This is a genomic window from Rathayibacter sp. AY1F6, assembly GCF_002932035.1.
In the GTDB taxonomy this organism is placed as follows: domain Bacteria; phylum Actinomycetota; class Actinomycetes; order Actinomycetales; family Microbacteriaceae; genus Rathayibacter.
On record NZ_PSVD01000004.1, the window covers coordinates 217,468 to 239,916 of the forward strand.

The following is a 22,449-nucleotide window of genomic DNA, read 5'->3' on the forward strand; positions in this document are numbered from 1 at the left end:
CGCGTCCGAACGGTCAGCGACCGACGAGCGCTCCGAGCATCCACGACAGTGCCGCGATCGCGCCGACGCCGACCACGCTCGAGCCGATGATCACGGAGCGCCGGATCCGTGCCGCGCGCGAGTCCGAGGCGGTCGGCGCGCCCGAAGCCGAGCCCGTCGTCATCCCGCCGCGGAGCCGGTGCGCGACGTCGTCGGCGGTCGGCCGCTTCTCCGGGTCCCTCTGCGTCATCGAGGTCAGCAGCGCCCGCCACTCCGCCGGCAGGGTGTCGGGCACGGAGGGGCTGCGGTGGAGGCGGGCGATCGCCGCCTCGAGGACGGTGCCCGAGTACTCCCGGTGACCGGTGATCGCCTCGAGGAGGACCAGGCCGAGGGAGAAGACGTCGCTCGCTCCGCTGATCGGCTCGCCCGCGACCTGCTCCGGGCTGACGAAGCTCGCGGTGCCGATCACGACGCCGTCGCTGGTCAGGCGGGAGCCGTCCATGAAGTGGGCCACGCCGAAGTCGGTGAGCTTGGCGGTGCGGGCGTAGCCGCTGGAGGCGACCTCGCTGACCAGGATGTTCGCGGGCTTCACGTCGCGGTGCACGACGCCGCGCTCGTGCAGGTAGGCCAGGGCCTCGGCGAGCTGCGTGCCGATCGCAGCGACCTCCGCCGCCGGGAGGGGGCCGGACTCGAGCCGCGCCTCCATCGTGGGGTCGGCGACGAGCTCCATCACGACGTAGCGGCGGACCTCGCCGCCGAAGTTGTGCAGCCCCGCGTCGAAGAGGTTGACGATGCCCGGGTGGGCGAAGGAGCTCAGCATCCGCACCTCGCGCTCCTGGCGGGCCACGTCCTCGGGGTTCGAGGCCTCCGCGCGGAACACCTTCACGGCGACCTCGCGCTGCACGGTCTCGTCGCGGGCCCGGTAGACCGAGCCCATCCCGCCGGAGCCGATGCGCTCGATCAGGTAGTAGCGGCCGGCCACCTTCTGCTGGGCGGCGTTCGCGGCGACGGTACTCATGGCGATCCCGCCTTCCGCTCGAACGGTGCGCTCCGGAGCGCACGAGGTGGGCGCCTGCGACGACGGTACCGCGGGGCGGCGCCGGCCGGGTCGGCGGAACGGGGGGATTGACACTCCCGGCCCCGGACGGGGGGACGAATGGCCGCTCAGCGCACCGATCCGCACCCCCCCGCCGCGAGGTCAGCGGAGGCCGCTGCGCGCGAAGCCCTGCACGAAGTAGCGCTGGAACACCAGGAACAGCACCACCATCGGCACGACGTTCACCAGGGCGAACGCCATGGTCGCTCCGTAGTCGCTGCCGAACTGCCCCTGGAGGAAGAGCAGCCCGATCGGGAGCGTGAACAGCGCGTTCTCCTTCAGGGCGATGAGCGGCCAGGCGAAGTCGTTCCAGGAGCCGAGCAGCGACATGAAGAAGAGCACGGCGATGAGCGGCTTCGAGAGGGGGAGGACGATGGCCGTGAACACGCGGAAGTGCCCGGCGCCGTCGATCCGGGCCGCCTCGATCAGGTCCCGCGGGATCGCGAGGATGAACTGCCGCGCCAGGAACAGCCCGAACGCCGAGGCCGCCGTCGGCAGGATCACCGCCCAGTAGCTCCCGTAGAGGCCGAGGTCGGTGACGAGCCGGAACAGCGCCACCATGATCACCTGCACGGGCAGGGTGAGCGTCGACAGGGCCAGGAGGAAGAGCACTCCGGATCCGCGGAACCGCAGCTGCGCGAAGGCGTAGCCGCCGAGCAGGTTGATCGTCACGGTGATCAGGGCGGTGACCAGGCTGATCGCGAGGGAGTTGCCGAACCAGGTCGCCACGGGGAACGACGAGAACACGCGCTCGAAGTTCACCAGCGTCAGCTCGCGCGGCCAGAGGCGGAGGGTGCCGCCGAGCAGCTCGGACCGCGAGGAGAACGCGACGACGACCATCCAGTACAGAGGGAAGACGATGACCACCGAGACGGCGAGGGCTAGGGCGAGGCGGAGCAGGCGCGAGGTGCGCGACGTGCGGATCATTCGACGAGGTCCCTCGAGCGGTTGGTGCGCCACTGCACCGCGGTGAAGATCATGGTCAGGATCAGCAGCACGATGCCGATGGCCGCGGCGTAGCCCTGGTCGCGGGTGACGAATCCGGTGTCGTAGGCGTAGGTCACGAGCACCGAGGTCGCGTTCTGCGGTCCGCCGCCGGTGAGCACGAAGACGATGTCGAACACCTGGAACGAGTAGATGACGTTGAGGATGAGCAGGAAGAACGACGACGGGCCGACCAGCGGCAGCGTCACGTGGCGGAACTGCTGCCACGCGTTCGCTCCGTCGAGCCGGGCCGCCTCGTAGAGCGCCGGGTTCACCCCCTGCAGCCCCGCCAGGTAGATCAGCATGTTGAAGCCGGTGCGCCACCACAGGGTGACGAGCACCACGGAGGCGAAGGCCGCCGCTCCGCCGGACTGCCAGGCGATGCGGGGGAGGCCGATCGTCTGGAGCATGCCGTCGAGCACGCCGCTGTTCTCGTCGAAGATCAGCACGCCCATCAGCGCCGTCGCCACTCCGGAGACCGCCATCGGCAGGATGAGGATGCTGCGGAACACCGGCCGCGCGGGCAGCACCGAGTTCATCAGCACCGCCGCGCCGAGGCCCAGCGCCATCGAGAGCGGGGTCACGATCAGGGTGAACAGCGCCGTGTTCAACGTCGAGCGCCAGAAGAGGCCGTCGCCGAGCAGCCGCGCGTAGTTGTCGAGTCCGACGAAGACGCCGTCGCCGAAGCCGTTCGTGCGCTGGAAGCCGATCAGGAACGCGCCGCCCAGGGGGACGAACACGAACAGGCCGAGCATCAGCAGGTTCGGCGCGAGGAACGCGTAGGCGGCAGCCGTCTCGCGGGCGGGGGCGCGGGAGGTGCGCCGGGGGCGGGCGGTCACCGCCTCCGGCGCGAGGACCGACCGGCTCACTGCGTCGCGGCCGCGATGCCGGAGGTGAGGCCGGCGATGGTGTCCTCGGTGCTGCGCCCGCCGACGAAGGCCTGCTCCAGCTGCTCCTTGAGCACCGTGATGATCGCGGCCATGTCGGGCGAGGCGACCTGCGCCGAGTCGGACGCCTGGACGGTGCCCGCCTGGCCGAGGAACACCTCGGCGAGCTCGGGGCGCACGGCGAACTCGATGCCCGACTCCGTGAGGTCGCGACGGGTGGGGAGGAGGGAGGCGCCGGCGCAGAAGTCGCGCATCGCCTCCTCCTCCGTCACGAACGCGAGGAAGGAGGCGGCCAGCTCCGGGTTCTTCGCGGCCTTGGTCGCGACGAGGGCGTTGCCGCCGAAGTCGCCGCCTCCGCGCACGTTGCGCGGGGAGTAGGTGGCGCCCCACTCGAAGTCGAGGGTGGAGTCGGCGTCGGGGATGAGGAACGCGCCGGCGAAGGTCATCGCGGTGGTCTGCGAGTACCAGAGGTCGCTGGCGTAGGTGGTCGCCTGCACGGAGCTGCTCGGCGGCACGAGGCCGTCGGTGAAGAAGCTGCGGCTGAAGTCGATCGCGGCGCGGCCGGCGGCGGAGTCGATCGCGGGCCCGGACAGGTCCTCGGTGAGGAAGCGGCCGTCGGCCTGGAAGAGCAGGCTGAGCCAGCGCGTGACGCCGTTGCCCTGCCAGTTGTAGGCGAAGGGGTAGCGCTCGGCGGGGAGCGAGGCGCGCAGCTTCCGCCCGACCTCGGTGAACTCCTCCCAGGTCCACGCCTCCTCGGGCGAGGAGGGGAAGGAGGTGACGCCCGCGTCGGCCAGCACCTGCGTGTTGTAGAGGATCAGCGAGGTGTCGGTGTGGTGGGGGACGCCGAAGGGGCTCCCGCCGCTCTGCACCGCGGCCCAGGCCGGATCGGTGAACCGCTCGGCGACGTCGGAGTCGAGGAAGCCCGACAGGTCCAGGAGCTGGTCGCGGCCGGCGTAGCTGCCGAACGTGTAGTACGGGACCCGGAAGACGTCCGGCGGGTTCCCCGCCTGCAGCTGCGCGTCGATGTTGGTGAACATCTGCTCGTACGGGACCGCGTTGAGGGTCACGGTGGCGCCGGCGTTCGCCGTCTGGAACGCGTCGATCGCGCGCTGGAAGCCGGCCAGCTCGGCGTCGGTGCCCCAGGTGGTGAAGGTGAGGGTGTCGCTGCCGGCGCTCGCTGCGGGGCCCGCGGGGGCGAAGCCGCAGCCGGAGAGGACCGGGACGGAGGCGGCGACGCCGAGCGCTCCGAGGAAGCGGCGGCGGTCGAGGACCGCGCGTCCGAGCTGCGAGAGGTCGAGAGCCCCCGCGGGGAGCCCCTTGCTGGTCAGGCCCATGACGGCCTCCTTCCGGGGGCCAGCGGCAGGCTCCCGGGGGCAGGCTATTCCGGCAGGGCCGCGGGAATCGCGGCTGGACGGATCGGCCGATCCATGAGAGGAGCGGCCGATCCGCGCGGCGGGCGTTCAGCCGCGGCGGCCGAGCATCCCCTCGAACGAGCCGTCGAGCGCCCACGGGTCGGGCGCGGAGCCCGAGCGGGAGGAGCGGGCGGCTTGATCGGCCAGCTCGCGTCCGGCGCGCTCGATGCGCGAGGGCAGTGCCCGTCCGTCCTCGGTCGCGCCGCCCCAGTCGTCCGTCGCCGCGAACACGGTGGTCGCGAGGGGCGCCGCGTGCAGGTAGGTGAAGAGCGGGCGCATCGCGTAGTCGACGGCCAGGGAGTGGCGGGGGGACCCGCCCGTGGCCGCCAGCAGCACGGGCAGGCCGCGCAGCGCCTCCGTGTCGAGCACGTCGACGAACGACTTGAAGAGCCCGCTGTAGCTGGTGGTGAAGATCGGCGTCACGGCGATCAGGCCGTCGGCGCCGGTGACCGCGTCGAGCGCGGTCTGCAGAGCGGGGCTCGCGAAGCCGGTGAGGAGGTTGTTCGTGACGTCGTGCGCGAGGTCGCGCAGCTCCACGACGCTCCGCTCGACGGCGAAGCCCTGCTCGGTGAGGGAGGACTCGGCGGCGTCGGCCAGGCGGTCGGCGAGCAGCCGGGTCGAGGACGGCTGGCTGAGGCCGGCCGAGAGGACGGTGATCCTGCGGGTGTCCATGGAGAGCTCCTGACTAGACGGTGACAGGCTCGGCCGCGGGCTGCGCGTCGCGCGCGGCCACGAGGGAGGCATGGGTGGGGGCGTCGGGCACGTGCGCGGGGCGGCCCTCGGCGAAGCCGGCGCGGAGAGCGGGGAGGATCTCGCCGAGCATGTCCATCTGCTCCAGGACGGTCTTCAGCGGGAGTCCCGCGTGGTCCATCAGGAAGAGCTGGCGCTGGTAGTCGCCGACGTACTCGCGGAAGCCGAGGGTGCGGTCGATGATCTGCTGCGGGGAGCCGACGGTGAGCGGGGTCTGCTCCGTGAAGTCCTCGAGCGAGGGGCCGTGGCCGTAGACGGGGGCGTTGTCGAAGTAGGGGCGGAACTGCGAGACCGCGTCCTGCGAGTTCTTCGCCAGGAAGATCTGCCCGCCGAGGCCGACGATCGCCTGGTCGGCGGTCCCGTGGCCGTAGTGCTCGAAGCGCTGGCGGTAGAGCTGCACCATCTTCTGGGTGTGCGAGGCGGGCCAGAAGATGTGGTTCGCGAAGAAGCCGTCCCCGTAGTAGGCGGCCTGCTCGGCGATCTGCGGCGAGCGGATCGATCCGTGCCACACGAACGGCGCGACGCCGTCGAGGGGGCGCGGGGTCGACTGGAAGCCCTGGAGGGGCGTGCGGAACTGGCCCTCCCAGTCGACGAAGTCCTCGGTCCACAGGCGGTGCAGCAGGTCGTAGTTCTCGATCGTCAGCTCGATGCCGCGGCGGATGTCCTTGCCGAACCACGGGTAGACGGGGCCGGTGTTGCCGCGGCCGAGCATCAGGTCGATGCGGCCGCCGGCGAGGTGCTGGAGCATCGCGTAGTCCTCGGCGAGCTTCACCGGGTCGTTCGTGGTGATGAGGGCCATCGCGGTGGAGAGCGTGATCCTCTCGGTCTTCGCCGCGAGGTAGCCGAGCGTGGTGGTGGGGGAGGAGGACCAGAACGGCGGGTTGTGGTGCTCGCCCAGGGCGAAGACGTCGAGGCCGATCTCCTCCGCCTTCAGCGCGATCGCGAGGGTCGCCTGGATCTTCTCGGACTCGGACGGGGTCCGTCCGGTCGTGGGGTCGGTCGTGATGTCGCTGACCGTGAAGATGCCGAACTGCATCAGGCGCTCCTTCTGTCCTCCGGCCCGGTGGGGCCTGGTCCATGCGTTTGCATGTACATCCTCATTCAACCACGTGCGGCCGGATCTATTCCCGTGGATCCCCGGGCCTCCGCCGGCCTGTCGGAGGACGGCGCCGGTGCCGTGCCCGGACGTCGCCGACCCGCCCCGCTCGCCCTGCGGCCGCCCGAAACATCCCCGCAATACGCCCCGCACTAGAGTCGTGCCATGGGTGACCTCTTCGACGGATACGGGTCCCAGAAGGTCGAGCGGCCCGACACGGGCGCCACCCCCTGGGACGAGATGTTCGCCGACGTGGCGTCGACCGGAGGCCCCGACGGGGTCCGCGGCGCCTACCGCGACATCTACTCCTCGCTCGCGCGGATGACCCAGGAGGAGCTGCGCGGCCGCACCGACGCGCTCGCCTCCTCCTACCTCGCGCAGGGCGTCACCTTCGACTTCGCGGGGGAGGAGCGGCCGTTCCCGCTCGACGCCGTCCCCCGGGTGATCGAGCGCGCCGAGTGGAACGAGGTGCAGACCGGCATCAAGCAGCGGGTCCGTGCTCTCGAGGCGTTCCTCGCCGACGTCTACGGCCCGCAGAACGCCGTGGCCGACGGCGTCATCCCCGCCGGGCTGATCTCGAGCTCGAGCCACTTCCACCGGCAGGCCGCGGGCATCGTCCCCGCGAACGGCGTGCGGATCCAGGTGTCCGGGATCGACCTGATCCGCGATGAGAAGGGCGGCTGGCGGGTCCTCGAGGACAACGTCCGCGTGCCCTCCGGCGTCTCCTACGTCATCTCGAACCGCCGGGTGATGGCGCAGACGCTGCCCGAGCTGTTCGTCTCGATGCGGGTGCGCCCGGTCGGCGATTACCCGAACAAGCTGCTGCAGGCCCTGCGCGCCTCCGCCCCCGACGGCGTCGACGACCCGACCGTGGTCGTGCTCACTCCGGGCGTCTACAACTCCGCCTACTTCGAGCACACCCTCCTCGCCCGCCTCATGGGCGTCGAGCTGGTCGAGGGCCGCGACCTGTTCTGCACGGGCGGCAAGGTGTTCATGCGCACCACATCCGGCCCGACCCGGGTCGACGTGATCTACCGCCGCGTGGACGACGAGTTCCTCGATCCGCTGCAGTTCCGCGCCGACTCGATGCTCGGCTCGCCCGGGCTGATGCTCGCGGCCCGGCTCGGGAACGTCACGATCGCCAACGCGGTCGGCAACGGCGTCGCCGACGACAAGCTCGTCTACACGTACCTGCCCGACCTCATCCGCTACTACCTCTCGGAGGAGCCGGTGATCAAGAACGTCGACACGTGGCGCCTCGAGGACCCGGGAGCGCTCGAGGAGGTGCTCGACCGTCTCGACGAGCTCGTCGTGAAGCCGGTCGACGGCTCCGGCGGCAAGGGCCTGGTCGTGGGGCCGGCCGCCTCGGCGAAGGAGCTCGCGGAGCTGCGGTCCCGCCTCCAGGCCGACCCGCGCGGCTGGATCGCGCAGCCGGTCGTGCAGCTCTCCACCATCCCCACCCTCGTCGACGACGGGATGCGCCCCCGGCACGCCGACCTGCGGCCCTTCGCCGTGAACGACGGCACCGACGTCTGGGTGCTGCCCGGCGGCCTGACCCGCGTCGCGCTCCCGGAGGGGCAGCTCGTCGTCAACTCGTCGCAGGGCGGCGGATCGAAGGACACCTGGGTGGTCGGCCTCGAGGAGGCGCGCAGCGCCGAGCCCGAGGCGCGCGACATCCAGGCGCTCGTCGCCGAGCAGGCCGCTGTCACCAGCTCCATCCCGATCGTCTACCCGCTCAACCACACGCCCGACCACTCGCCGCAGGACGCGCCGAACACCGACCAGGACCAGCAGCAGCAGCAGCAGCAGACGCTCGCGGCGGGGGAGGACGACTGATGCTCTCCCGGATCGCCGAGTCGCTGTTCTGGATCGGCCGCTACATCGAGCGGTCCGACGGCACCGCCCGCATCCTCGACGTCCACCTCCAGCTCCTGCTCGAGGACCCGTGGATCGACGAGGACACGGCCTGCCGCTCGCTCCTGTCGGTGATGGGCTCGACCCCGCCCGACGACATGCGCGAGATCACCCGTGCCGACGTGCTGGCGATCCTCGCGATCGACCGCACGAACCCCGCCTCGATCGCCTATTCACTCGGCGCGGCCCGCGAGAACGCCCGCCGGGCGCGCGAGATCGTCTCGACCGAGCTCTGGGAGTGCCTGAACACCACGCGGACCCGGATGCCGCGCCGCGTCTCGGGCGAGCGGGTGTCGGAGTTCTTCAGCTGGGTGCGCGAGCGCTCCGCCCTCGCCGTCGGCATCATCGAGTCGGCGACCTCGCGCGACGAGGCCTGGCAGTTCTTCACCCTCGGCCGCTCGATCGAGCGCGCCGACATGACCGCCCGCCTGCTCGCCACCCGCTCGCTGACCGAGGCGAGCGGCCCGTCCTGGACCACGATCCTCCGCTCCTGCGGCGCCTACGAGGCGTACCTGCGCACCTACCGGGGCGTGCCGAGCGCGCGGAACGCGGCCGAGTTCCTCCTCCTGGACCGGCTGTTCCCGCGCTCGATCCTCTTCTCGGTCTCGCGGGCGGAGGCGTGCATGCGCGACATCGAGCCGCGCACCGGCCGCATCGGCCACTCCGGCGACGCGCAGCGCGTCCTCGGGCGGATCCGCAGCGAGCTGGAGTTCCGGCCGATCACCGACATCCTCGAGGACCTCCCGCGGCACATGGACAGCGTGCAGGAGGCGACCTCGGCCGCGTCCGAGGCGATCCGCCAGCGGTACTTCCCCACCAACGTCATGCCGAGCTGGATCGGGGAGGCGCTGTGAGCAGGCTGCGCATCAGGCACACCACGGGCTTCACCTACGCGGGGGACGTGGTCGCGTCCTACAACGAGGCGCGGATGCTCCCCGCTTCCTCGGACGGGCAGCTGGTGCTGTTCTCGAACCTCGACATCCGGCCGGTGACCTCGGTGCACGCCTACACCGACTACTGGGGCACCCGCGTCTCGTCGTTCGACGTGCTCGACGCCCACCGCGAGCTCTCGCTGACGGCGACCTCGCTCGTCGAGATCCGGCCGAAGCAGCACCCCGACCACCCGACCGGGTGGGATCAGCTGTCCGAGCAGGTCGAGACGCGCACCGAGTACGTGGAGCAGTCGAAGCAGACCCACCGCACCGCGCCGCCGGAGGACCTCGCGGCGATGGCGCGCTCGCTCGCGGACGAGGCGGCCGGGCCGTGCGAGGCCGCGCTCACGATCGCCGAGACGATCGGCCGGGCGATGACCTACCGGCAGGGCGTCACCGGCGTGCACTCCACCGCGACGGAGTCGTGGACCGCGCGCGAGGGCGTCTGCCAGGACATCACGCACATCGTCCTCGGGGCTCTGCGCTCGGTGGGCATCCCGGCGCGCTACGTCTCGGGCTACCTGCACCCCAAGCCGCACGCCGAGATCGGCGAGACCGTGGTGGGGGAGTCCCACGCCTGGGTCGAGTGGTTCTGCGGAGGAGCCTGGCGCGGCTACGACCCGACGAACCTGATCGACATCGGCGACCGCCACGTCATCGTCGGCCGGGGCCGCGACTACAACGACATCGCGCCGTTGCGCGGGGTGTTCGCCGGGCCCCGCTCGTCGAAGCTCTTCGTCCGCGTCGAGATCACCCGCGAGGCCTGAGGGCGGGCGGCGGTCGCGCCCCGCGGCGGTCGCGCCCCGCGTCGGGGGCGACCCGTCGAGTGGGCGGTCCGCGGATCCGCCCGGCGTGCGGACCGGCCGACGGAGCCTAGGCGCGCGGACGCAGCAGGGGGACTCCGCCGGTGGCGGGCAGAGCCTCCGGCCCGGGGGCCGCGAGCCGGGCGGCGCGGCGCAGGCGGAGGTGGAAGGCGAGGCCGATGGCGGCCGCCGCGATCCCGGAGGCGGCGCCGACCAGCATCGCCTGGCGCGGACCGTAGGCGTTCGCGACCCAGCCGATCAGCGGGGCGCCGATCGGGGTGCCGCCGACGAAGATGGCCATGTACAGCGCCATGACCCGGCCCCGCATCTCGGGGGCGGTCGAGAGCTGCACGTAGCCGTTGGCCGAGGTCATCAGCGTCTGCGCCGCGATGCCGACGAAGGGGAGCAGGATCGCGAACGCCCAGACCGTCGGCATGACGCCGGCCAGCGCGAGCGCGACGCCGAACGCCGCGGAGGCGCCGACGATGAGCCGGAGCATCGGGCGGTCGCGGCGAGCCGAGAGGAGCGCCCCCAGCACCGAGCCGACGGCGATCGCGGAGGAGAGCAGGCCGAACTCGCTCGCCCCCATGTCGAACTCGACGGTCGCCATCGTCGAGGCGAAGATCGGGAAGTTCAGGCCGAAGGTGCCGATCAGGAACACGATCGCGAGCACCACGAGGATGTCCGGCCGCTTCGAGACGTAGCGGAACCCCTCCAGCAGCGCACCCGGGCCGCGGGTGGCGCGCGGGGCGCTGCGGAGCTGGTCGCGGTGCAGCGCGCGCAGCGAGAGCAGGACGGCGAGGAAGCTCGCGGCGTTGAGGAGGAAGACCCAGCCGGAGCCGACCGCGGCGATGAGCACGCCCGCGAGGGCCGGTCCGATCATCCGCGCCGAGTTGAAGGAGGCCGAGTTCAGCGAGACGGCGTTGGTGAGGTCGCGCTCCTCGACCAGCGCCGAGACGAACGTCTGGCGCACGGGCGCGTCGATCGCCGCGGCGAAGCCGAGCAGCAGAGCGAAGAGGTAGACCATCCAGAGCTGGACGACCCCGGTCACGACGATGAGTCCCAGGCCGAGCCCGAGCGCGCCCATCGCGCCCTGGGTGGCCATCAGGAGCTTCCGCCGGTCGAAGCGGTCGGCGATGAAGCCGGAGAAGGGGACCATCACGAGCTGCGGTCCGAACTGCAGCGCCATGGTCACGCCGAGCGCCGTCGCGTCGTGGCCGGTCAGGTCGTTGATCACGATCCAGTCCTGGGCCGTCCGCTGCATCCAGGTGCCGACGTTCGAGACCATCGCGCCCGCGAACCAGATGCGGTAGTTCGGCACGGCGAGGGAGCGGAACATCGCGCTCATCGGTCGGCCACCGCGCGCAGGACCGCCGCCGCGTCGTGGAGCAGGCGCAGGTCCTCGGGAGGGAGCTCCTCGAGGCGCGCCACGAGCCACGCGTCGCGGCTGCGGCGCACGTCGAGCACCAGTGCGGTGCCGGCCCCGGTGGGGCGGATGCGGGTGACGCGGCCGTCGGCGGGGTCGGCGAGGCGCTCCGCGAGTCCTTCGTCGACCAGGCAGCCGACCGTGCGGGTCATCGAGGGCGGGCGGACCCGCTCCGCCTCGGCCAGCTCGCCGAGGGTCTTGGCGCCGTCGCGGTGCAGGAGTGCGAGCACGCTGAACTGCGGATCGCTGAGCTCGTGCTGGGCCTTCTCCTGCCGGAGCCGCCGTCCGAGCCGGCCGACCGCTGCCCGCACCTCGCCCGCGAGGGAGGTCAGCGGAAGATCGGTCTGCAGGGTCTCGGTCGATGGCACATAGTTAGCCTAACAAAAGAACTGCCGCTCAGGCGGAGGTCCGCGCGGTCCGCACCGCTCCGATGCTCGCGGCGACCACGAGCGCGATCCCGACGGCCTCGACGGCGCTGAGGCGCTGACCGAGCACGAGGAATCCCGAGAGCGCGGCCGCCCCGGGGGAGAGCGACATCAGGATCGAGAAGGTGGAGGAGCGCAGGCGCCGCAGCGCCAGCAGCTCCAGCGCGTAGGGCACCGCGGAGGAGAGCACCGCCACGGCGAGCCCGAGGAGCAGCACCGGCGGCACCACCAGGGCGGGCCCGGCGGAGGCGAGGCCGAACGGCAGCGACACGATCGCGCCGGCCGCCAGCGCCAGCGCGAGCCCGTCGATCCCCTGGAACCGCCCGCCGGTGCGGCCGGCGAAGACGATGTACGCGGCCCAGAGCACTGCGGCCCCCAGCGCGAAGCCGACGCCGACCGGGTCCAGCGCGGAGAACCCGCCCTGCGACAGGGTCACCACCCCGGCCAGCGCGAGCACCGCCCAGACCAGGCTCAGCACGCTCCTCCCGGCGATCACCGAGAGCGTCAGCGGCCCGAGCACCTCGAGGGTGACGGCGGCGCCCTGCGGGATCCGGGCGATGGCCTCGTAGTAGCAGGCGTTCATCCCGCCGAGGGCGAGACCGTAGGCGGCGACGGTGGCCCAGTCGCTCCGGCTGTGGCCGCTCAGCCGCGGACGGCAGACCAGGAGCAGAACGACGGCCGAGAACACCAGCCGGAGCGTGACGGTGCCGATCGGCCCCGCGGCGGGGAAGAGCAGCACGGCGAAGGAGGCGCCCAGCTGCACGCTCGCGACCGACCCGAGCACCAGGCCGATCGAGCCCGCACTCGCCGGGCGCCGCTCCGGAGCGGCCGCTGCGCTCAGCTGGAGCGCCGCTGCGTCTGGACGGGCGGGACGTTGTAGCCGAGCAGGCCGACGCCGGTCGCGTCCCAGCGCAGTGTGGTCAGCGAGACGTTGTCGACCACCGGGAAGGTGTGCCGGTAGGTCTCGGGGTTGATGCCGAGGTAGGCGCACAGCAGGAGGCGGATGAGCGTGCCGTGCGCGACGACGAGCACGCGGCCGTCGGGGTGCTCGCGGTGGATGCGGGCGAGCGAGGTGTTCGCGCGGGCGACGGCGTCGAGGCCGGACTCGCCGCCGGGCATCGGCTGGATGGCCGGAGCGGCGACCCACGCGTGGTACTCGTCCGGGAAGCGCTTCTCCATCTCGTCGGTGGTCAGCCCCTCGCCGCGGCCGAAGTCGACCTCGACCAGCGCCGGGTCGGGCTGCAGCTCGAGGTGGGCCGCCCGCGCGGCGGGCACGGCGGTGCGCACGGCCCGGACCAGGGTGGAGGAGTACACCGCCTCGAGGTCGGCGTCGACGGCCCAGGCGGCCAGAGTCGCCGCCTGGTCCTGGCCCCGGGGGGTCAGCGCGATGTCGGAGGAGCCCGCGAAGCGGTTCTCGGAGTGCCAGACAGTCTCTCCGTGCCGGGCGAGGATCAGGGTCGTCACCCCCTGAGCCTACCGACCGTGCGGGCCAGTGGGCCCCGCGCTCAGGCGGCGGGGACGCCGTAGTGCGCGTCGACCATCACCGGGAGATGGTCCGAGACGCCCTGGGGCAGCGTGGAGACCCGCTCGATCCGCACGGAGTCGCTGATCGCGAAGTCGAAGTGGCCGCTGAAGTAGCGGTAGCGCGCGTAGGTGGGGGAGTCGCTCCGCGAGACCAGGTAGCCGTTCCGGGTCATCCGGCGGTCGAGTCCGCGGAAGAACCACGGGTAGTTGTAGTCGCCGACCATCAGGGAGGGGGTGTCCGGCGCGTACTCGCGCAGCCGGTTCAGCGCCTCGTCGATCTGCTTGCGGCGCAGGGCGTTGCCGGCCGACAGCGGAGCGGCGTGGAAGGAGGAGACCGCGATCGATCCGCCGTCGCGGTCGTCGAGGCGGACGGCCAGCAGGCGCTCGTGAGCGGGGGACATCACGCGGTCGTGCATGGACTTGCTGAGCTCGAACGCGGCGCTGCCGGAGAGCTCGAAGCGGTCCTGCGAGTAGTAGACGGCCAGGCCCAGGCGGTTGCGGGCCGTGACGGACGCGAGCCGAAGCGAGCCCACCTCCTGCGGCAGCTTCGTGGTGTCGCACTCCTGCAGGCACAGGACGTCGATGTCGTGGCGGGCGGCGAGGGGGGCGATCTCGGCGTGCGCTCGGTGCTCCCGGAGGTTGTAGGAGATCACGCGGAGGGCGCGTTCGGTCGGCTGCATTTCGCCAGTGTAGGGCGCGCCGACCGAGCGCCGGCCGACCCTCCGGCGAACACGGAGGGACCTCCTCGGAACGCGGTCGGAACGTTCGCCGACCGGCCGGGGAGGTCCCTCGCGGAGCCGTGTCAGTGCTGCTCGGTGCCCGAGGCGTCGGTCTCGGCGTCGGTGCCGTGGACGCCGTCGGTGGGGCCCCAGTCGGGCAGCGGGGGGTTCTGCTCCTCGCCGTCGGCGCCGACGCCGTCGGCCAGGGGGGAGGCCGCGCCGCCGACCTCGTCGAGGCCCGCGGAGGTGCCGGTCTCGGTGGCGGGGTCGGGCGTGCGGGCGCCGTCGGTCGTGTCGGTGCCGTCGGTCGTGTCGGCGGGGGTGGGCTCGATGTCGTAGTCGGAGCTGCTCATGCCCCGACGCTACGACTCCGCCGCCCGCGGGGGCACCCCCTTGCGCTCCCGCGAACGACGGAGGCCCCCCGCACCGGGAAGGTGCGAGGGGCCTCCGAAGGGGGAGGGCTCAGCGTCCGGAGGCGGAGGCGGCGGGGCAGTCGAACGGGTCGCCGCCGGCCGACAGGCCGACCTTGTTGAGGTAGCGGACGACGATCGCGTACGACTCCATCAGCGAGGTCTCGGTGTAGGGGATCTGGTGGGTGGTGCAGTACTCCTTGGCGATGACCTGCGCACGGCGCAGCGCCGGGCGGGGCATGTTCGGGAAGAGGTGGTGCTCCACCTGGTAGTTCAGTCCGCCCATGTAGAGGTCGGTGAACCAGGTGCTGCGGATGCTGCGCGAGGTGAGGACCTGGCGGCGGAGGAAGTCGACGCGCGCCTCCTTCGGCAGCAGCGGCATGCCCTTGTGGTTCGGCGCGAACGAGGCGCCCATGTAGAGGCCGAAGACGCCCAGCTGCACGCCGACGAAAGCGAACGCCATGCCGAGGGGGAGGGCCCAGAAGACGACGGCGAGGTAGAGGCCGACGCGGGTGACGAGCATGGTGATCTCGACCCAGCGCTTGTCGACCTTGCCCTTGCCGAACACGGTGCGGAAGCCGTGCAGGTGCAGGTTGAGGCCCTCGAGCAGCAGGAGCGGGAAGAACGCGTAGCCCTGGCGGCGGGTGAGCCAGGCGTAGAGGCCGCGCGAGCGGGCCGCGTCCTCGGCGGTGAAGGAGACGACGTCGCGCTCGATGTCCGGGTCCTTGCCCAGCACGTTGGGGTTCGCGTGGTGGCGGCTGTGCTTGGTCATCCACCAGGAGTAGCTGATGCCGACGAAGAGGTTCGCGAGGGTGCGGCCGGCGACGTCGTTGGCCTTGCCGGACTCGAACACCTGGCGGTGCGAGGCCTCGTGGGCGAGGAAGGCGAACTGCGTCAGCACGATGCCGAGGGCGGCGGCGAGCAGGAGCTGGAACCAGGAGTCGCCCAGCAGGACGAAGCCGGTGACGATGCCGCCGAGCGCGAGGACCAGCGCGCCGAACATCGTGTAGTAGAAGCCGGTGCGGCGGCGGAGGAGCCCCGCGTCGCGGACCGTGCTGAGGAGACCGGAGTACTCGGTCGTCGGGTTGACGCGGCCGTCGGCGCGGGGGCGGGTGCGGACGACGCGGGGGGCGCCTCCGGTGACGGACGTGGTGGTGGGGGTGCTCATCGGCGCCTCGCTCTTCGTGGTGACCGTCGGCGTCGACGGTCTCTCGGTGAGCGATCCCGACGGGGGCGGTCCGCTCATGGTTCACCGCGTCGGTAGGGGCCGGACGCGGCATCAGGGCGACCGGGGTCAAGGGCAACCTGGTGTGAACACTACGGGGACGGCGGCGGCACCGCACCATGGCGATTGCCAGCCTTCGCTCCGCGCGTGTCGGGAAGGGGAGTGCGCCTCCGGCGGGACCGCCGGAGGCGCACGGGCTCAGGAGCCGATCGAGTCCTGCGGGCGGCCGGACTTGAGCGCGGCGAGGCGCGCCTCCACCTCGGTCATCTCGCCGAGGTCCTCGAGCGACTCGAACTGCGCGTCCAGGCTCGAGGAGGCGAGCTCCTCCGCGCCGCGGACGCGCGCCTCCTCGCGGCGGATCTTCTGCTCGAAGCGGCTCACCTCGCTCGTCGGGTCCATCAGGTCGATGCTCTTCACGGCGTCCTGGACCTGGCTCTGCGCCTCGACGGTCTTCGAGCGCGCGATCAGCTCGTCGCGCTTGCTCGAGAGCTGCTGCAGCTTCTCGCGCATCTGGTTCAGGCCCGTCTTGAGCTTGTCGACGACCTCGGTCTGCGAGGCGATGGTCGGCTCGGCGTCCTTCGCCTCCTTCTCGGACTGGATCTGGCGCTGCAGAGCGACCTTGGCCAGCGCGTCGAACTTGTCGGCGTCGCCGGCGCTCCCGCCGGTGCGCAGCTCGTCGGCCTTGCGGCTCGCGGCGAGGGCCTTGCCGCCCCACTCCTGGGCGTTCTGCACGTCCTCGCGGTAGTCGTCCTCGAGCAGGCGCAGGTTGCCGATCGTGGTGGCGATCGCCGCCTCGGCGTCGCGGATGCTGTCGGTGTAGTCGCGGACCATCTGGTCGAGCATCTTCTGCGGGTCCTCGGCCTGGTCGAGGAGCGCGTTGATGTTGGCCTTCGCGAGCTGCGCGATGCGGCCGAAGATCGACTGTCTCTGTGCCATGGGTGTCTCTCCTTGCGTCGTGGGTGGTGCCGGATGTCGGAGGTGGTGCCGGAGTCGTGGGGGAGGTGGTGGTCGTCGGTCGTGCGCGGATGCCCGGGGGCGCTCAGAAGCGCCCGCCGCCGCCGCGGCGTCCGCCTCCGCCGCTGCTGCGCCCGCCGCCGAAGCCGCCGCCGCCGGAGCGCCGGGACGAGCCGCCGCCGCCGAAGCCGCCGCTGAACCCGCCTCCGCCGAAGCCGCCCGAGCGGTAGCCGCTGCGGCGTCCGCCTCCCAGGAGCGACTCGACCAGGATCCCGCCGAGGAACGCGCCGGTCGTGTCGCCTCCGTAGGGGCTGCCGACGGCGTTCGGGGCGGAGTAGGAGCCGGCGTCGGCCCGCGCCCGCTCGAGCGCCTGCTGGGCGAGCTGCGAAGCGCGCTGGGCGGAGGCGAGAGCCTCGCGGGGGTCGGTGGCGGCGATGCGCTCGGCGTACTCGGCCGAGCGGGCGGCCTCGGCGACGCGGGTGCGCGCCTCCGAGCCGACCGCGCCGCGGCGGGCCGCGATGAAGTCCTCGGCGGCCGAGACGCGGCTGCGGGCGGAGGTGAGCTCGGCGCCGAGGGCGGCCCGCTCGCGCTCGCGCTGGGCCTGCGCGTCGCGGAACCCGCCGACGGCGGCGTCGATCGTGGCGTCGGCGGCGGTGAGCGCCTCGAGCAGGGCGAGCGGGTCGTTCGGCCGCACGGAGGCGGCGCGCTCGACGTCGTCGAGGGCGGCCTCGGTCGAGGCGACCGCCGCGGCGACGTTCTGCGCCTGGGCAGCGGACTCCGCGTCCTGGGAGGCGGCGAGCGCTCGTCCCTGCGCCACGTCGGCGCGGATCTCGGCGATGCGGCCGGCGAGCGACGCCTCCGCCTTCTGCAGCTCGTCACCCCTCGTCGCCACCGCGTCGACGAGTCCGGAGGCCTGCTCGGCGGCCTGCTGCCCGGCGCGCAGCAGCACGGCGGCGCGGCCGGAGTCGCCGGCCTGCAGCGCCTGCTGGGCGCCGGCGAGCTGGTCGCGGGTGAAGCGGAGGCGGTCCTCGGCCTGGTCGGCGTCGTCGCCCACGTCGTCGATCGCGGTCGGCGCGTAGCGGGAGGCGAGCTCGGCGAGGCGGGCGCGGGCCGAGGGGAGGCGGTCGCCGACCTCGGCGGCGCGAGCCGAGAGCGCGGCGGCGACCTGCGGCGCGTTCTTCTCGAGGTCGCGCAGCTCCTCGAACGCGCTCGCGCGCTCGTCGAGCGTCTGCTCGGCGTCGGCGCAGAGCTGGAGGATGCGCTGGTAGCCGTCGCGGCGCTCCTGATCGGTCTCCGGCTCGGCGTCGTCGAGGCGCTGCTGCAGGGTGAAGGCCTCGCCGAGCAGGCGCTTCGCGGTGACGAGCGCCTCGCGGAACGCGCCGGTCGCGTCGGCGCCGAACTGCGCCTCCGCGAAGCCGACCTCCTGCTCGCTGGTGCGGACGGCGTCGTCGGCGTGGACGAGGGCCGACCCGGCACGGGTGGCGAGTTCGTCGATCGAGGCCTCCACCGCCTCCTGGGCGCGGCGCTTCCGCGCGCGGCGGACGAGCAGCAGCACCACGAGGCCGACCACGACGAGGGCCGCGAGCACGCCGAGCGCGATCAGCAGCCCCGAGCCGAGGGACTCGCCGGCGCTGGGCGCGTCGAGGCGCTGCCCGATCCCGTCGGCGGCGGCCACCGCGGCTCCGGCCCAGTCGCCGTCGGCGAGCCTCGGCTCGATGTCGTCGGACTGGAGCGAGGAGACCTGCGCGTCGTCGAGGGCGAAGCCCTGCGCGACCGACACCTGGTACTGGCGGGCGTCGACCGCGACGGCCAGGAGGACGTCGTCGGTGCCCAGTCCGTTGCGGGTCGCGGTCTCGTCCGCCCACGCGGCGCGGTCGGACGGATCGGTGAAGGAGTCGACGAAGGCGACGAACAGCTGCACGCGGTGCTGGTCGTAGAGGGCCCGCGAGGCCTGCTCGATCTCGGCGGTCTCTCCGGAGCTCAGCACCCCGACCGAGTCGAGGACGGTGGAGGAGGAGAAGGAGACGGGCGATTCGGCCGTCGCCGCGGTCGCGGGGACCAGCGCGAGGACCGCGGCGATCAGGAGGGCCCCGAGCGCCGGCAGCAGCCGGGAGCTCACGGGGTGGTGGGGTCTCGCCGGCATCGCGCACACTCCTTCGTCGTCGCCTCCCGAGTGTAGACAGCCCGGGTGTCCGAGCAGGAGTCGGGAGGCGGCAGGCCGTCGACCGCGTGCCCGGGGCGCGGGGGATGGGAGAACGCCGGGAGGAGGAATGACCGTGCTCCGCTCGCGGTTGTGGCCCGGAGTGCGCCGCAGGTGCACGTGCCTCCCCCCTCAGGGCAGCCCCTGAGACAGCTCCGTAGAAAGGCGATCCCGTGGATCCGTTCTCCCCCCTCACCGCCGGCGACCTCGACCTCCCCAACCGCATCGTCCTGGCACCGATGACGCGACTGCGCTCCGACGAGCAGGGCGTGCCCGGCGCGATCGTCGCCGAGTACTACGCCCAGCGCGCGAGCATGGGCCTGCTGATCAGCGAGGGCGTCTTCCCCAGCGCCGAGTCCAAGGGCTACGCCGGGCAGCCCGGCATCGAGACCGACGCGCAGGCCGCGGGCTGGCGCGCCGTCGCCGACACCGTGCACGCCGCGGGCGGACGCATCGTCATGCAGCTGATGAACGCGGGCCGCGTCTCGCACACCGAGATCACCGGCACCGACCGCATCGTCGCCCCGAGCGCCGTCGCCATCGACGGAGAGGTGCACACCCCCGCCGGCAAGAAGCCCTTCCCGGTGCCGCACGCGCTGACCACCGAGGAGCTGGCGACCGTCCGCGACGAGTTCGTCGCCGCCGCCCGCCGCGCGATCGACGCCGGCTTCGACGGAGTCGAGGTGCACGGCGCCAACGGCTACCTGCTGCACGAGTTCCTCTCGCCCGTCTCCAACGTGCGCACCGACCAGTACGGCGGGACCCCGGCCGAGCGCGCCGCGTTCCCGCTCGAGGTCACCCGCGCGATCGTCGACGAGGTCGGAGCGGGCCGCGTCGGCATCCGCCTCTCGCCGGCCCACAACATCCAGGACGTCGTCGAGACCGACGGCGACGACGTGCGCGCCACCTACGAGGCCGTCGTCGACGGGCTCGCCCCGCTCGGCCTGGCCTACCTCAGCGTCCTGCACGCCGAGCCCGCCGGCGAGCTGGTCCAGGACCTCCGCTCGCGCTTCGACGGCGTCTTCATCGCCAACAGCGGCTTCGGCTCGCCGACCAGCCGCGAGGAGGCGACCGAGCTGATCAGCGAGGGCCACGCCGACGCCGTGGCCGTCGGCCGCCCGGCGATCGCCAACCCCGACCTGGTCGAGCGCTGGCAGGGCGGGCACCCCGAGAACGAGGTCGTCCAGGAGACGGTCTACGGCGGAGGAGCCGAGGGCTACACCGACTACGAGCCCCTCCCGGCGTAGTCGCGACTCACGCGGAAGGCCCGCTCCCTCGAGGGGGAGCGGGCCTTCCGCGTACCGGGGGGATCAGCTCTCGCTGCCCCGGCTCTTCAGCTCGGACTCGATGCGGGCGTCCTGCTCGGGCGAGAGCTCGTGGTCCTCGTCCTCCGGGCCGGCCGCCTCGCCGACGCGGCCCTCGCCGAGGGCGTGGATCGAGGTGATCTCGTCCTCGAGCGCGGCGTCGCGGTCGTGCTCGCTCACGAGCCGGTCTCGATCTCCCCGGCGGAGACGGCCTCGGCGTACTTGCGGAGGTCCGGGCCGGGCTCGAAGTCGATGAAGCGGTCCTTGAGGCGCGCGTTCAGCTCCGCGAACACGTCCTCCCAGGGCTCGCCCTTCTTGCTCGTCGCGAGGTCGAGCACCGCCTCGCGGAGGACCCTGTCCGAGTCCTCGAGGATCTTGTCGCGGGCTTCGTCGTTCCAGCGGATGTCCTGTGCGTCCATGCTCCGACCGTAGGCGCGGGGCCGGGGCGCCCCAAGGACTTGCGGGCGGGGGGCGGGAGGCGTAGGAGCCCCCGCCGCTCCGCGCTCAGGAGAGCGCCGGCAGCACCTCGCGCTCGAACAGCTCGATGCCGGACCGGTCGTAGGCGGCGTCCGGGAAGTAGAGGATGCCGTAGTCCATCCCGCGCGACTGCATGCCGGCGAGCCGGTCGACGATCTGCGAGGGAGTGCCGACCGCGAGCGCGTCGGGGCTGCGGTACTCGGCGACGAAGGACGCCGCTCCCTCCGCGCCGAGGTACGGGACCACGCGCTCCTCGAGACGCTGCAGCGCCGCCTCGACCTCCGTCTCCGTCTCGCCGATCACGACGTTGTAGTTCGAGCTCCGGGTGATCGCCGAGAAGTCGGTGCCCAGGCGCTCGCAGTGCCCGCGGAGGACCGAGCTCTTGTGGTCGAACGCCTCCGGGGTCCCGGCGAAGTTCGTGTACTGCGCATACTGGGCCGCGATCCGCAGCGTGACCTTCTCGCCGCCGCCGGCGACCCACAGCGGGATGCCGCCCTCCTGCAGGGGCAGCGGTCGGTTCTGCGCGCCGTCCACCTGGTAGTAGCGGCCGTCGAGGGTCGCGGACCCGGTCGTCCAGGCCTGCTGCAGGATCTGCACTCCCTCGTCGAGCCGGCCCAGCCGCTCGGCGATCGGCGGGAAGCCGTAGCCGTACGCGCGCCACTCGTGCTCGTACCAGCCGCCGCCGATGCCCATCTCGACCCGCCCGCCCGAGACGATGTCGACGGTCGTCGCGACCTTGGCGAGGTAGGCGGGGTTCCGGTAGCCCATGCAGGTGCACATCTGGCCCAGCCGCACGCGCGACGTGGTGGCGCCGAACGCGCTCATCAGCGACCACGCCTCGTGCGTCGCCTCCTCCGTCACCTGCGGGACGGTGTGGAAGTGGTCGTAGACCCAGATCGACTCCCAGGCGCCGTCGTCGGCGTGCCGGGCGAGGTCGCTCATGGTGCGCCACTGGTCGGCGGCCGGGACGCCGACGAGGTCGTGGCGCCAGCCCTGGGGGATGAAGAGTCCGAATCGCATGCCGCCGACCCTAGGGCGGCCCGGCCACCGAGGTCGAGGGGGTCGCGGTGCTCGCGTACGCTTCCGACCGATGCTGACCTTCACAGAGGATCTCGGACTCCCCGTCCTCGCGCTGATGATCCTCGCCGCCTTCGCGGCCGGCTGGATCGACGCGGTCGTGGGCGGCGGCGGACTCCTCCAGCTCCCCGCCCTGCTCCTCGTGCCGGGGATCTCGCCCGTGCAGGCGCTCGCCACGAACAAGCTGGCCTCGATCTTCGGCACGACCACCAGCGCGATCACCTACTACCGGCGCGCGAAGCCCGATCTGCGCACCGCACTGCCGATGGCGGCAGTCGCCCTCGCGGGCAGCTACGGAGGCGCGACGCTCGCCGGCCTCCTCCCGGCCGCGGTGTTCAAGCCGATCATCGTCGTCGCGCTGATCGTGGTCGCCGTCGTGACGATCGCCCGCCCGGCACTGGGCAGCGTCACGGTGCTCAAGCACGCGGGCCGGCGCCACCTCGTCACCGCGGCCGTGCTGGGACTCCTGATCGGCTTCTACGACGGCCTGATCGGACCGGGCACCGGCACCTTCCTGATCATCGCCCTGATCACCGCGCTGGGCTACGACTTCCTGCTCGCCAGCGCCAAGGCGAAGATCGTCAACGTCGCGACCAACCTCGGCGCCCTGCTCTACTTCGTGCCGGGCGGGCACGTGATCTGGCTGTTGGGCCTCCTGATGGGCGCCGCCAACGTGGCGGGCGCGTACCTCGGCTCGCGGATGGCCGTCGCTCGTGGCAGCCGCTTCATCCGGGTCGCGTTCCTCGTCGTGGTCGGCGCCCTCATCCTCAAGGTCGGCTCCGACGTCTGGACCGAGAACCTGGCGCCGCTGCTGCGCTAGCGCGGGCTGCGGGACCGAGCCGCGGAACGAGGACG

The 22,449-nt window shown here is 72.5% G+C and carries 23 protein-coding genes; 5 read left to right on the forward strand and 18 right to left on the reverse strand.

The genetic code is table 11. The features are described from left to right. Positions 1-13 precede the first annotated feature (13 nt). The 6 genes from C5C44_RS06050 to C5C44_RS06075 all read right to left on the reverse strand — a co-directional run bounded on the left by C5C44_RS06050 (position 14) and on the right by C5C44_RS06075 (position 6,144). Positions 14-997 (reverse strand): serine/threonine-protein kinase, encoded by a 984-nt coding sequence (locus tag C5C44_RS06050; RefSeq protein WP_104308420.1) that lies wholly within the window; start codon positions 995-997, stop codon positions 14-16. A 180-nt stretch (positions 998-1,177) separates the two neighbouring features. Then, positions 1,178-2,002: a carbohydrate ABC transporter permease gene (locus tag C5C44_RS06055; protein WP_104233145.1), complete on the reverse strand. Its 825-nt coding sequence runs from the start codon at positions 2,000-2,002 to the stop codon at positions 1,178-1,180. After that, complete coding sequence (locus tag C5C44_RS06060; RefSeq protein WP_244229482.1) at positions 1,999-2,898, reverse strand: carbohydrate ABC transporter permease; 900 nt, start codon at positions 2,896-2,898, stop codon at positions 1,999-2,001. The genes C5C44_RS06055 and C5C44_RS06060 overlap by 4 nt, the downstream gene beginning before the upstream one ends. A gap of 26 nt (positions 2,899-2,924) precedes the next feature. Beyond that, a complete protein-coding gene (locus C5C44_RS06065; protein WP_104246873.1) occupies positions 2,925-4,280 on the reverse strand; it encodes a sugar ABC transporter substrate-binding protein in 1,356 nt (451 codons plus the stop codon). A 126-nt stretch (positions 4,281-4,406) separates the two neighbouring features. Beyond that, positions 4,407-5,030, reverse strand: coding sequence for an FMN reductase (locus C5C44_RS06070; RefSeq protein WP_104327330.1), 624 nt, complete (start codon positions 5,028-5,030; stop codon positions 4,407-4,409). Positions 5,031-5,043: 13 nt separating this feature from the next. Then, positions 5,044-6,144 (reverse strand): LLM class flavin-dependent oxidoreductase, encoded by a 1,101-nt coding sequence (locus C5C44_RS06075; RefSeq protein WP_104335524.1) that lies wholly within the window; start codon positions 6,142-6,144, stop codon positions 5,044-5,046. A gap of 225 nt (positions 6,145-6,369) precedes the next feature. On the opposite strand from C5C44_RS06075, the gene C5C44_RS06080 reads away from it, so the two are divergent. Genes C5C44_RS06080 through C5C44_RS06090 form a run of 3 tightly spaced genes read left to right on the forward strand, consistent with a single transcriptional unit; the run spans position 6,370 to position 9,817 of the window. Continuing rightward, positions 6,370-8,040 (forward strand): circularly permuted type 2 ATP-grasp protein, encoded by a 1,671-nt coding sequence (locus C5C44_RS06080; RefSeq protein ID WP_104327328.1) that lies wholly within the window; start codon positions 6,370-6,372, stop codon positions 8,038-8,040. Continuing rightward, on the forward strand, positions 8,040-8,972 hold the full coding sequence (locus tag C5C44_RS06085; protein ID WP_104223851.1) for an alpha-E domain-containing protein: 933 nt from the start codon (positions 8,040-8,042) through the stop codon (positions 8,970-8,972). The genes C5C44_RS06080 and C5C44_RS06085 overlap by 1 nt, the downstream gene beginning before the upstream one ends. Next, positions 8,969-9,817 carry a transglutaminase family protein gene (locus C5C44_RS06090; protein ID WP_104223852.1) on the forward strand — a complete coding sequence of 283 codons (849 nt, stop codon included), beginning with the start codon at positions 8,969-8,971 and terminating at the stop codon, positions 9,815-9,817. Before C5C44_RS06085 ends, C5C44_RS06090 begins: the two co-directional genes overlap by 4 nt. A 106-nt stretch (positions 9,818-9,923) precedes the next feature. On the opposite strand, the gene C5C44_RS06095 is transcribed toward C5C44_RS06090, so the two are convergent. From C5C44_RS06095 to C5C44_RS06135, 9 genes are all read right to left on the reverse strand, one after another. Next, positions 9,924-11,201 carry an MFS transporter gene (locus tag C5C44_RS06095; RefSeq protein WP_104335525.1) on the reverse strand — a complete coding sequence of 426 codons (1,278 nt, stop codon included), beginning with the start codon at positions 11,199-11,201 and terminating at the stop codon, positions 9,924-9,926. Continuing rightward, positions 11,198-11,647, reverse strand: a complete 450-nt coding sequence (locus C5C44_RS06100; RefSeq protein ID WP_258066676.1) for a MarR family winged helix-turn-helix transcriptional regulator — start codon at positions 11,645-11,647, stop codon at positions 11,198-11,200. The genes C5C44_RS06095 and C5C44_RS06100 overlap by 4 nt, the downstream gene beginning before the upstream one ends. A gap of 28 nt (positions 11,648-11,675) precedes the next feature. Then, positions 11,676-12,488: a DMT family transporter gene (locus C5C44_RS06105; protein WP_258064158.1), complete on the reverse strand. Its 813-nt coding sequence runs from the start codon at positions 12,486-12,488 to the stop codon at positions 11,676-11,678. A gap of 53 nt (positions 12,489-12,541) precedes the next feature. Further along, positions 12,542-13,168, reverse strand: a complete 627-nt coding sequence (locus C5C44_RS06110; protein ID WP_104223854.1) for a histidine phosphatase family protein — start codon at positions 13,166-13,168, stop codon at positions 12,542-12,544. A 41-nt stretch (positions 13,169-13,209) separates the two neighbouring features. Next, positions 13,210-13,908: an endonuclease/exonuclease/phosphatase family protein gene (locus tag C5C44_RS06115; RefSeq protein WP_104223855.1), complete on the reverse strand. Its 699-nt coding sequence runs from the start codon at positions 13,906-13,908 to the stop codon at positions 13,210-13,212. Between the two features lie 122 nt (positions 13,909-14,030). After that, positions 14,031-14,300, reverse strand: coding sequence for a hypothetical protein (locus C5C44_RS06120; protein WP_104258105.1), 270 nt, complete (start codon positions 14,298-14,300; stop codon positions 14,031-14,033). A 109-nt stretch (positions 14,301-14,409) separates the two neighbouring features. Then, the gene (locus C5C44_RS06125) at positions 14,410-15,525 is read right to left on the reverse strand and encodes an acyl-CoA desaturase (protein WP_181132741.1); all 1,116 of its coding nucleotides are present in this window, start codon (positions 15,523-15,525) and stop codon (positions 14,410-14,412) included. Between the two features lie 255 nt (positions 15,526-15,780). Further along, entirely contained in the window at positions 15,781-16,518 is a 738-nt protein-coding gene (locus tag C5C44_RS06130) for a PspA/IM30 family protein (RefSeq protein WP_104273526.1), read from the reverse strand. 103 nt (positions 16,519-16,621) lie between these two features. Next, positions 16,622-18,679 (reverse strand): TPM domain-containing protein, encoded by a 2,058-nt coding sequence (locus C5C44_RS06135; protein WP_104335527.1) that lies wholly within the window; start codon positions 18,677-18,679, stop codon positions 16,622-16,624. Positions 18,680-18,909: 230 nt separating this feature from the next. Between C5C44_RS06135 and C5C44_RS06140 the strand changes: the two genes are divergently transcribed. Then, positions 18,910-19,983 carry an alkene reductase gene (locus tag C5C44_RS06140; protein WP_104335528.1) on the forward strand — a complete coding sequence of 358 codons (1,074 nt, stop codon included), beginning with the start codon at positions 18,910-18,912 and terminating at the stop codon, positions 19,981-19,983. A 63-nt stretch (positions 19,984-20,046) separates the two neighbouring features. Here the strand turns inward: C5C44_RS06140 and C5C44_RS16970 are convergent, their stop codons facing one another. From C5C44_RS16970 to C5C44_RS06150, 3 genes are all read right to left on the reverse strand, one after another. Continuing rightward, on the reverse strand, positions 20,047-20,220 hold the full coding sequence (locus tag C5C44_RS16970; protein ID WP_181132735.1) for a hypothetical protein: 174 nt from the start codon (positions 20,218-20,220) through the stop codon (positions 20,047-20,049). Continuing rightward, positions 20,217-20,459, reverse strand: a complete 243-nt coding sequence (locus tag C5C44_RS06145) for a hypothetical protein (RefSeq protein WP_068251275.1) — start codon at positions 20,457-20,459, stop codon at positions 20,217-20,219. The genes C5C44_RS16970 and C5C44_RS06145 overlap by 4 nt, the downstream gene beginning before the upstream one ends. An 85-nt stretch (positions 20,460-20,544) precedes the next feature. Further along, positions 20,545-21,537: an LLM class F420-dependent oxidoreductase gene (locus C5C44_RS06150; protein ID WP_104226206.1), complete on the reverse strand. Its 993-nt coding sequence runs from the start codon at positions 21,535-21,537 to the stop codon at positions 20,545-20,547. Between the two features lie 70 nt (positions 21,538-21,607). On the opposite strand from C5C44_RS06150, the gene C5C44_RS06155 reads away from it, so the two are divergent. Then, positions 21,608-22,414 (forward strand): TSUP family transporter, encoded by an 807-nt coding sequence (locus tag C5C44_RS06155; RefSeq protein ID WP_104223862.1) that lies wholly within the window; start codon positions 21,608-21,610, stop codon positions 22,412-22,414. Positions 22,415-22,449 lie beyond the last annotated feature (35 nt).

Bases quoted from the DNA above. Each gene is read 5' to 3' on its own strand.
- C5C44_RS06115 (WP_104223855.1), bottom strand. From the start codon at position 13,908: ATGCAGCCGACCGAACGCGCCCTCCGCGTGATCTCCTACAACCTCCGG.
- C5C44_RS06080 (WP_104327328.1), top strand. From the start codon at position 6,370: ATGGGTGACCTCTTCGACGGATACGGGTCCCAGAAGGTCGAGCGGCCC.
- C5C44_RS06120 (WP_104258105.1), bottom strand. From the start codon at position 14,300: ATGAGCAGCTCCGACTACGACATCGAGCCCACCCCCGCCGACACGACC.
- C5C44_RS06125 (WP_181132741.1), bottom strand. From the start codon at position 15,525: ATGAGCACCCCCACCACCACGTCCGTCACCGGAGGCGCCCCCCGCGTC.
- C5C44_RS06095 (WP_104335525.1), bottom strand. From the start codon at position 11,201: ATGAGCGCGATGTTCCGCTCCCTCGCCGTGCCGAACTACCGCATCTGG.
- C5C44_RS06055 (WP_104233145.1), bottom strand. From the start codon at position 2,002: ATGATCCGCACGTCGCGCACCTCGCGCCTGCTCCGCCTCGCCCTAGCC.
- C5C44_RS06145 (WP_068251275.1), bottom strand. From the start codon at position 20,459: ATGGACGCACAGGACATCCGCTGGAACGACGAAGCCCGCGACAAGATC.
- C5C44_RS06130 (WP_104273526.1), bottom strand. From the start codon at position 16,518: ATGGCACAGAGACAGTCGATCTTCGGCCGCATCGCGCAGCTCGCGAAG.
- C5C44_RS06075 (WP_104335524.1), bottom strand. From the start codon at position 6,144: ATGCAGTTCGGCATCTTCACGGTCAGCGACATCACGACCGACCCCACG.
- C5C44_RS06065 (WP_104246873.1), bottom strand. From the start codon at position 4,280: ATGGGCCTGACCAGCAAGGGGCTCCCCGCGGGGGCTCTCGACCTCTCG.
- C5C44_RS06070 (WP_104327330.1), bottom strand. From the start codon at position 5,030: ATGGACACCCGCAGGATCACCGTCCTCTCGGCCGGCCTCAGCCAGCCG.
- C5C44_RS06050 (WP_104308420.1), bottom strand. From the start codon at position 997: ATGAGTACCGTCGCCGCGAACGCCGCCCAGCAGAAGGTGGCCGGCCGC.
- C5C44_RS06155 (WP_104223862.1), top strand. From the start codon at position 21,608: ATGCTGACCTTCACAGAGGATCTCGGACTCCCCGTCCTCGCGCTGATG.
- C5C44_RS06150 (WP_104226206.1), bottom strand. From the start codon at position 21,537: ATGCGATTCGGACTCTTCATCCCCCAGGGCTGGCGCCACGACCTCGTC.
- C5C44_RS06085 (WP_104223851.1), top strand. From the start codon at position 8,040: ATGCTCTCCCGGATCGCCGAGTCGCTGTTCTGGATCGGCCGCTACATC.
- C5C44_RS06135 (WP_104335527.1), bottom strand. From the start codon at position 18,679: ATGCCGGCGAGACCCCACCACCCCGTGAGCTCCCGGCTGCTGCCGGCG.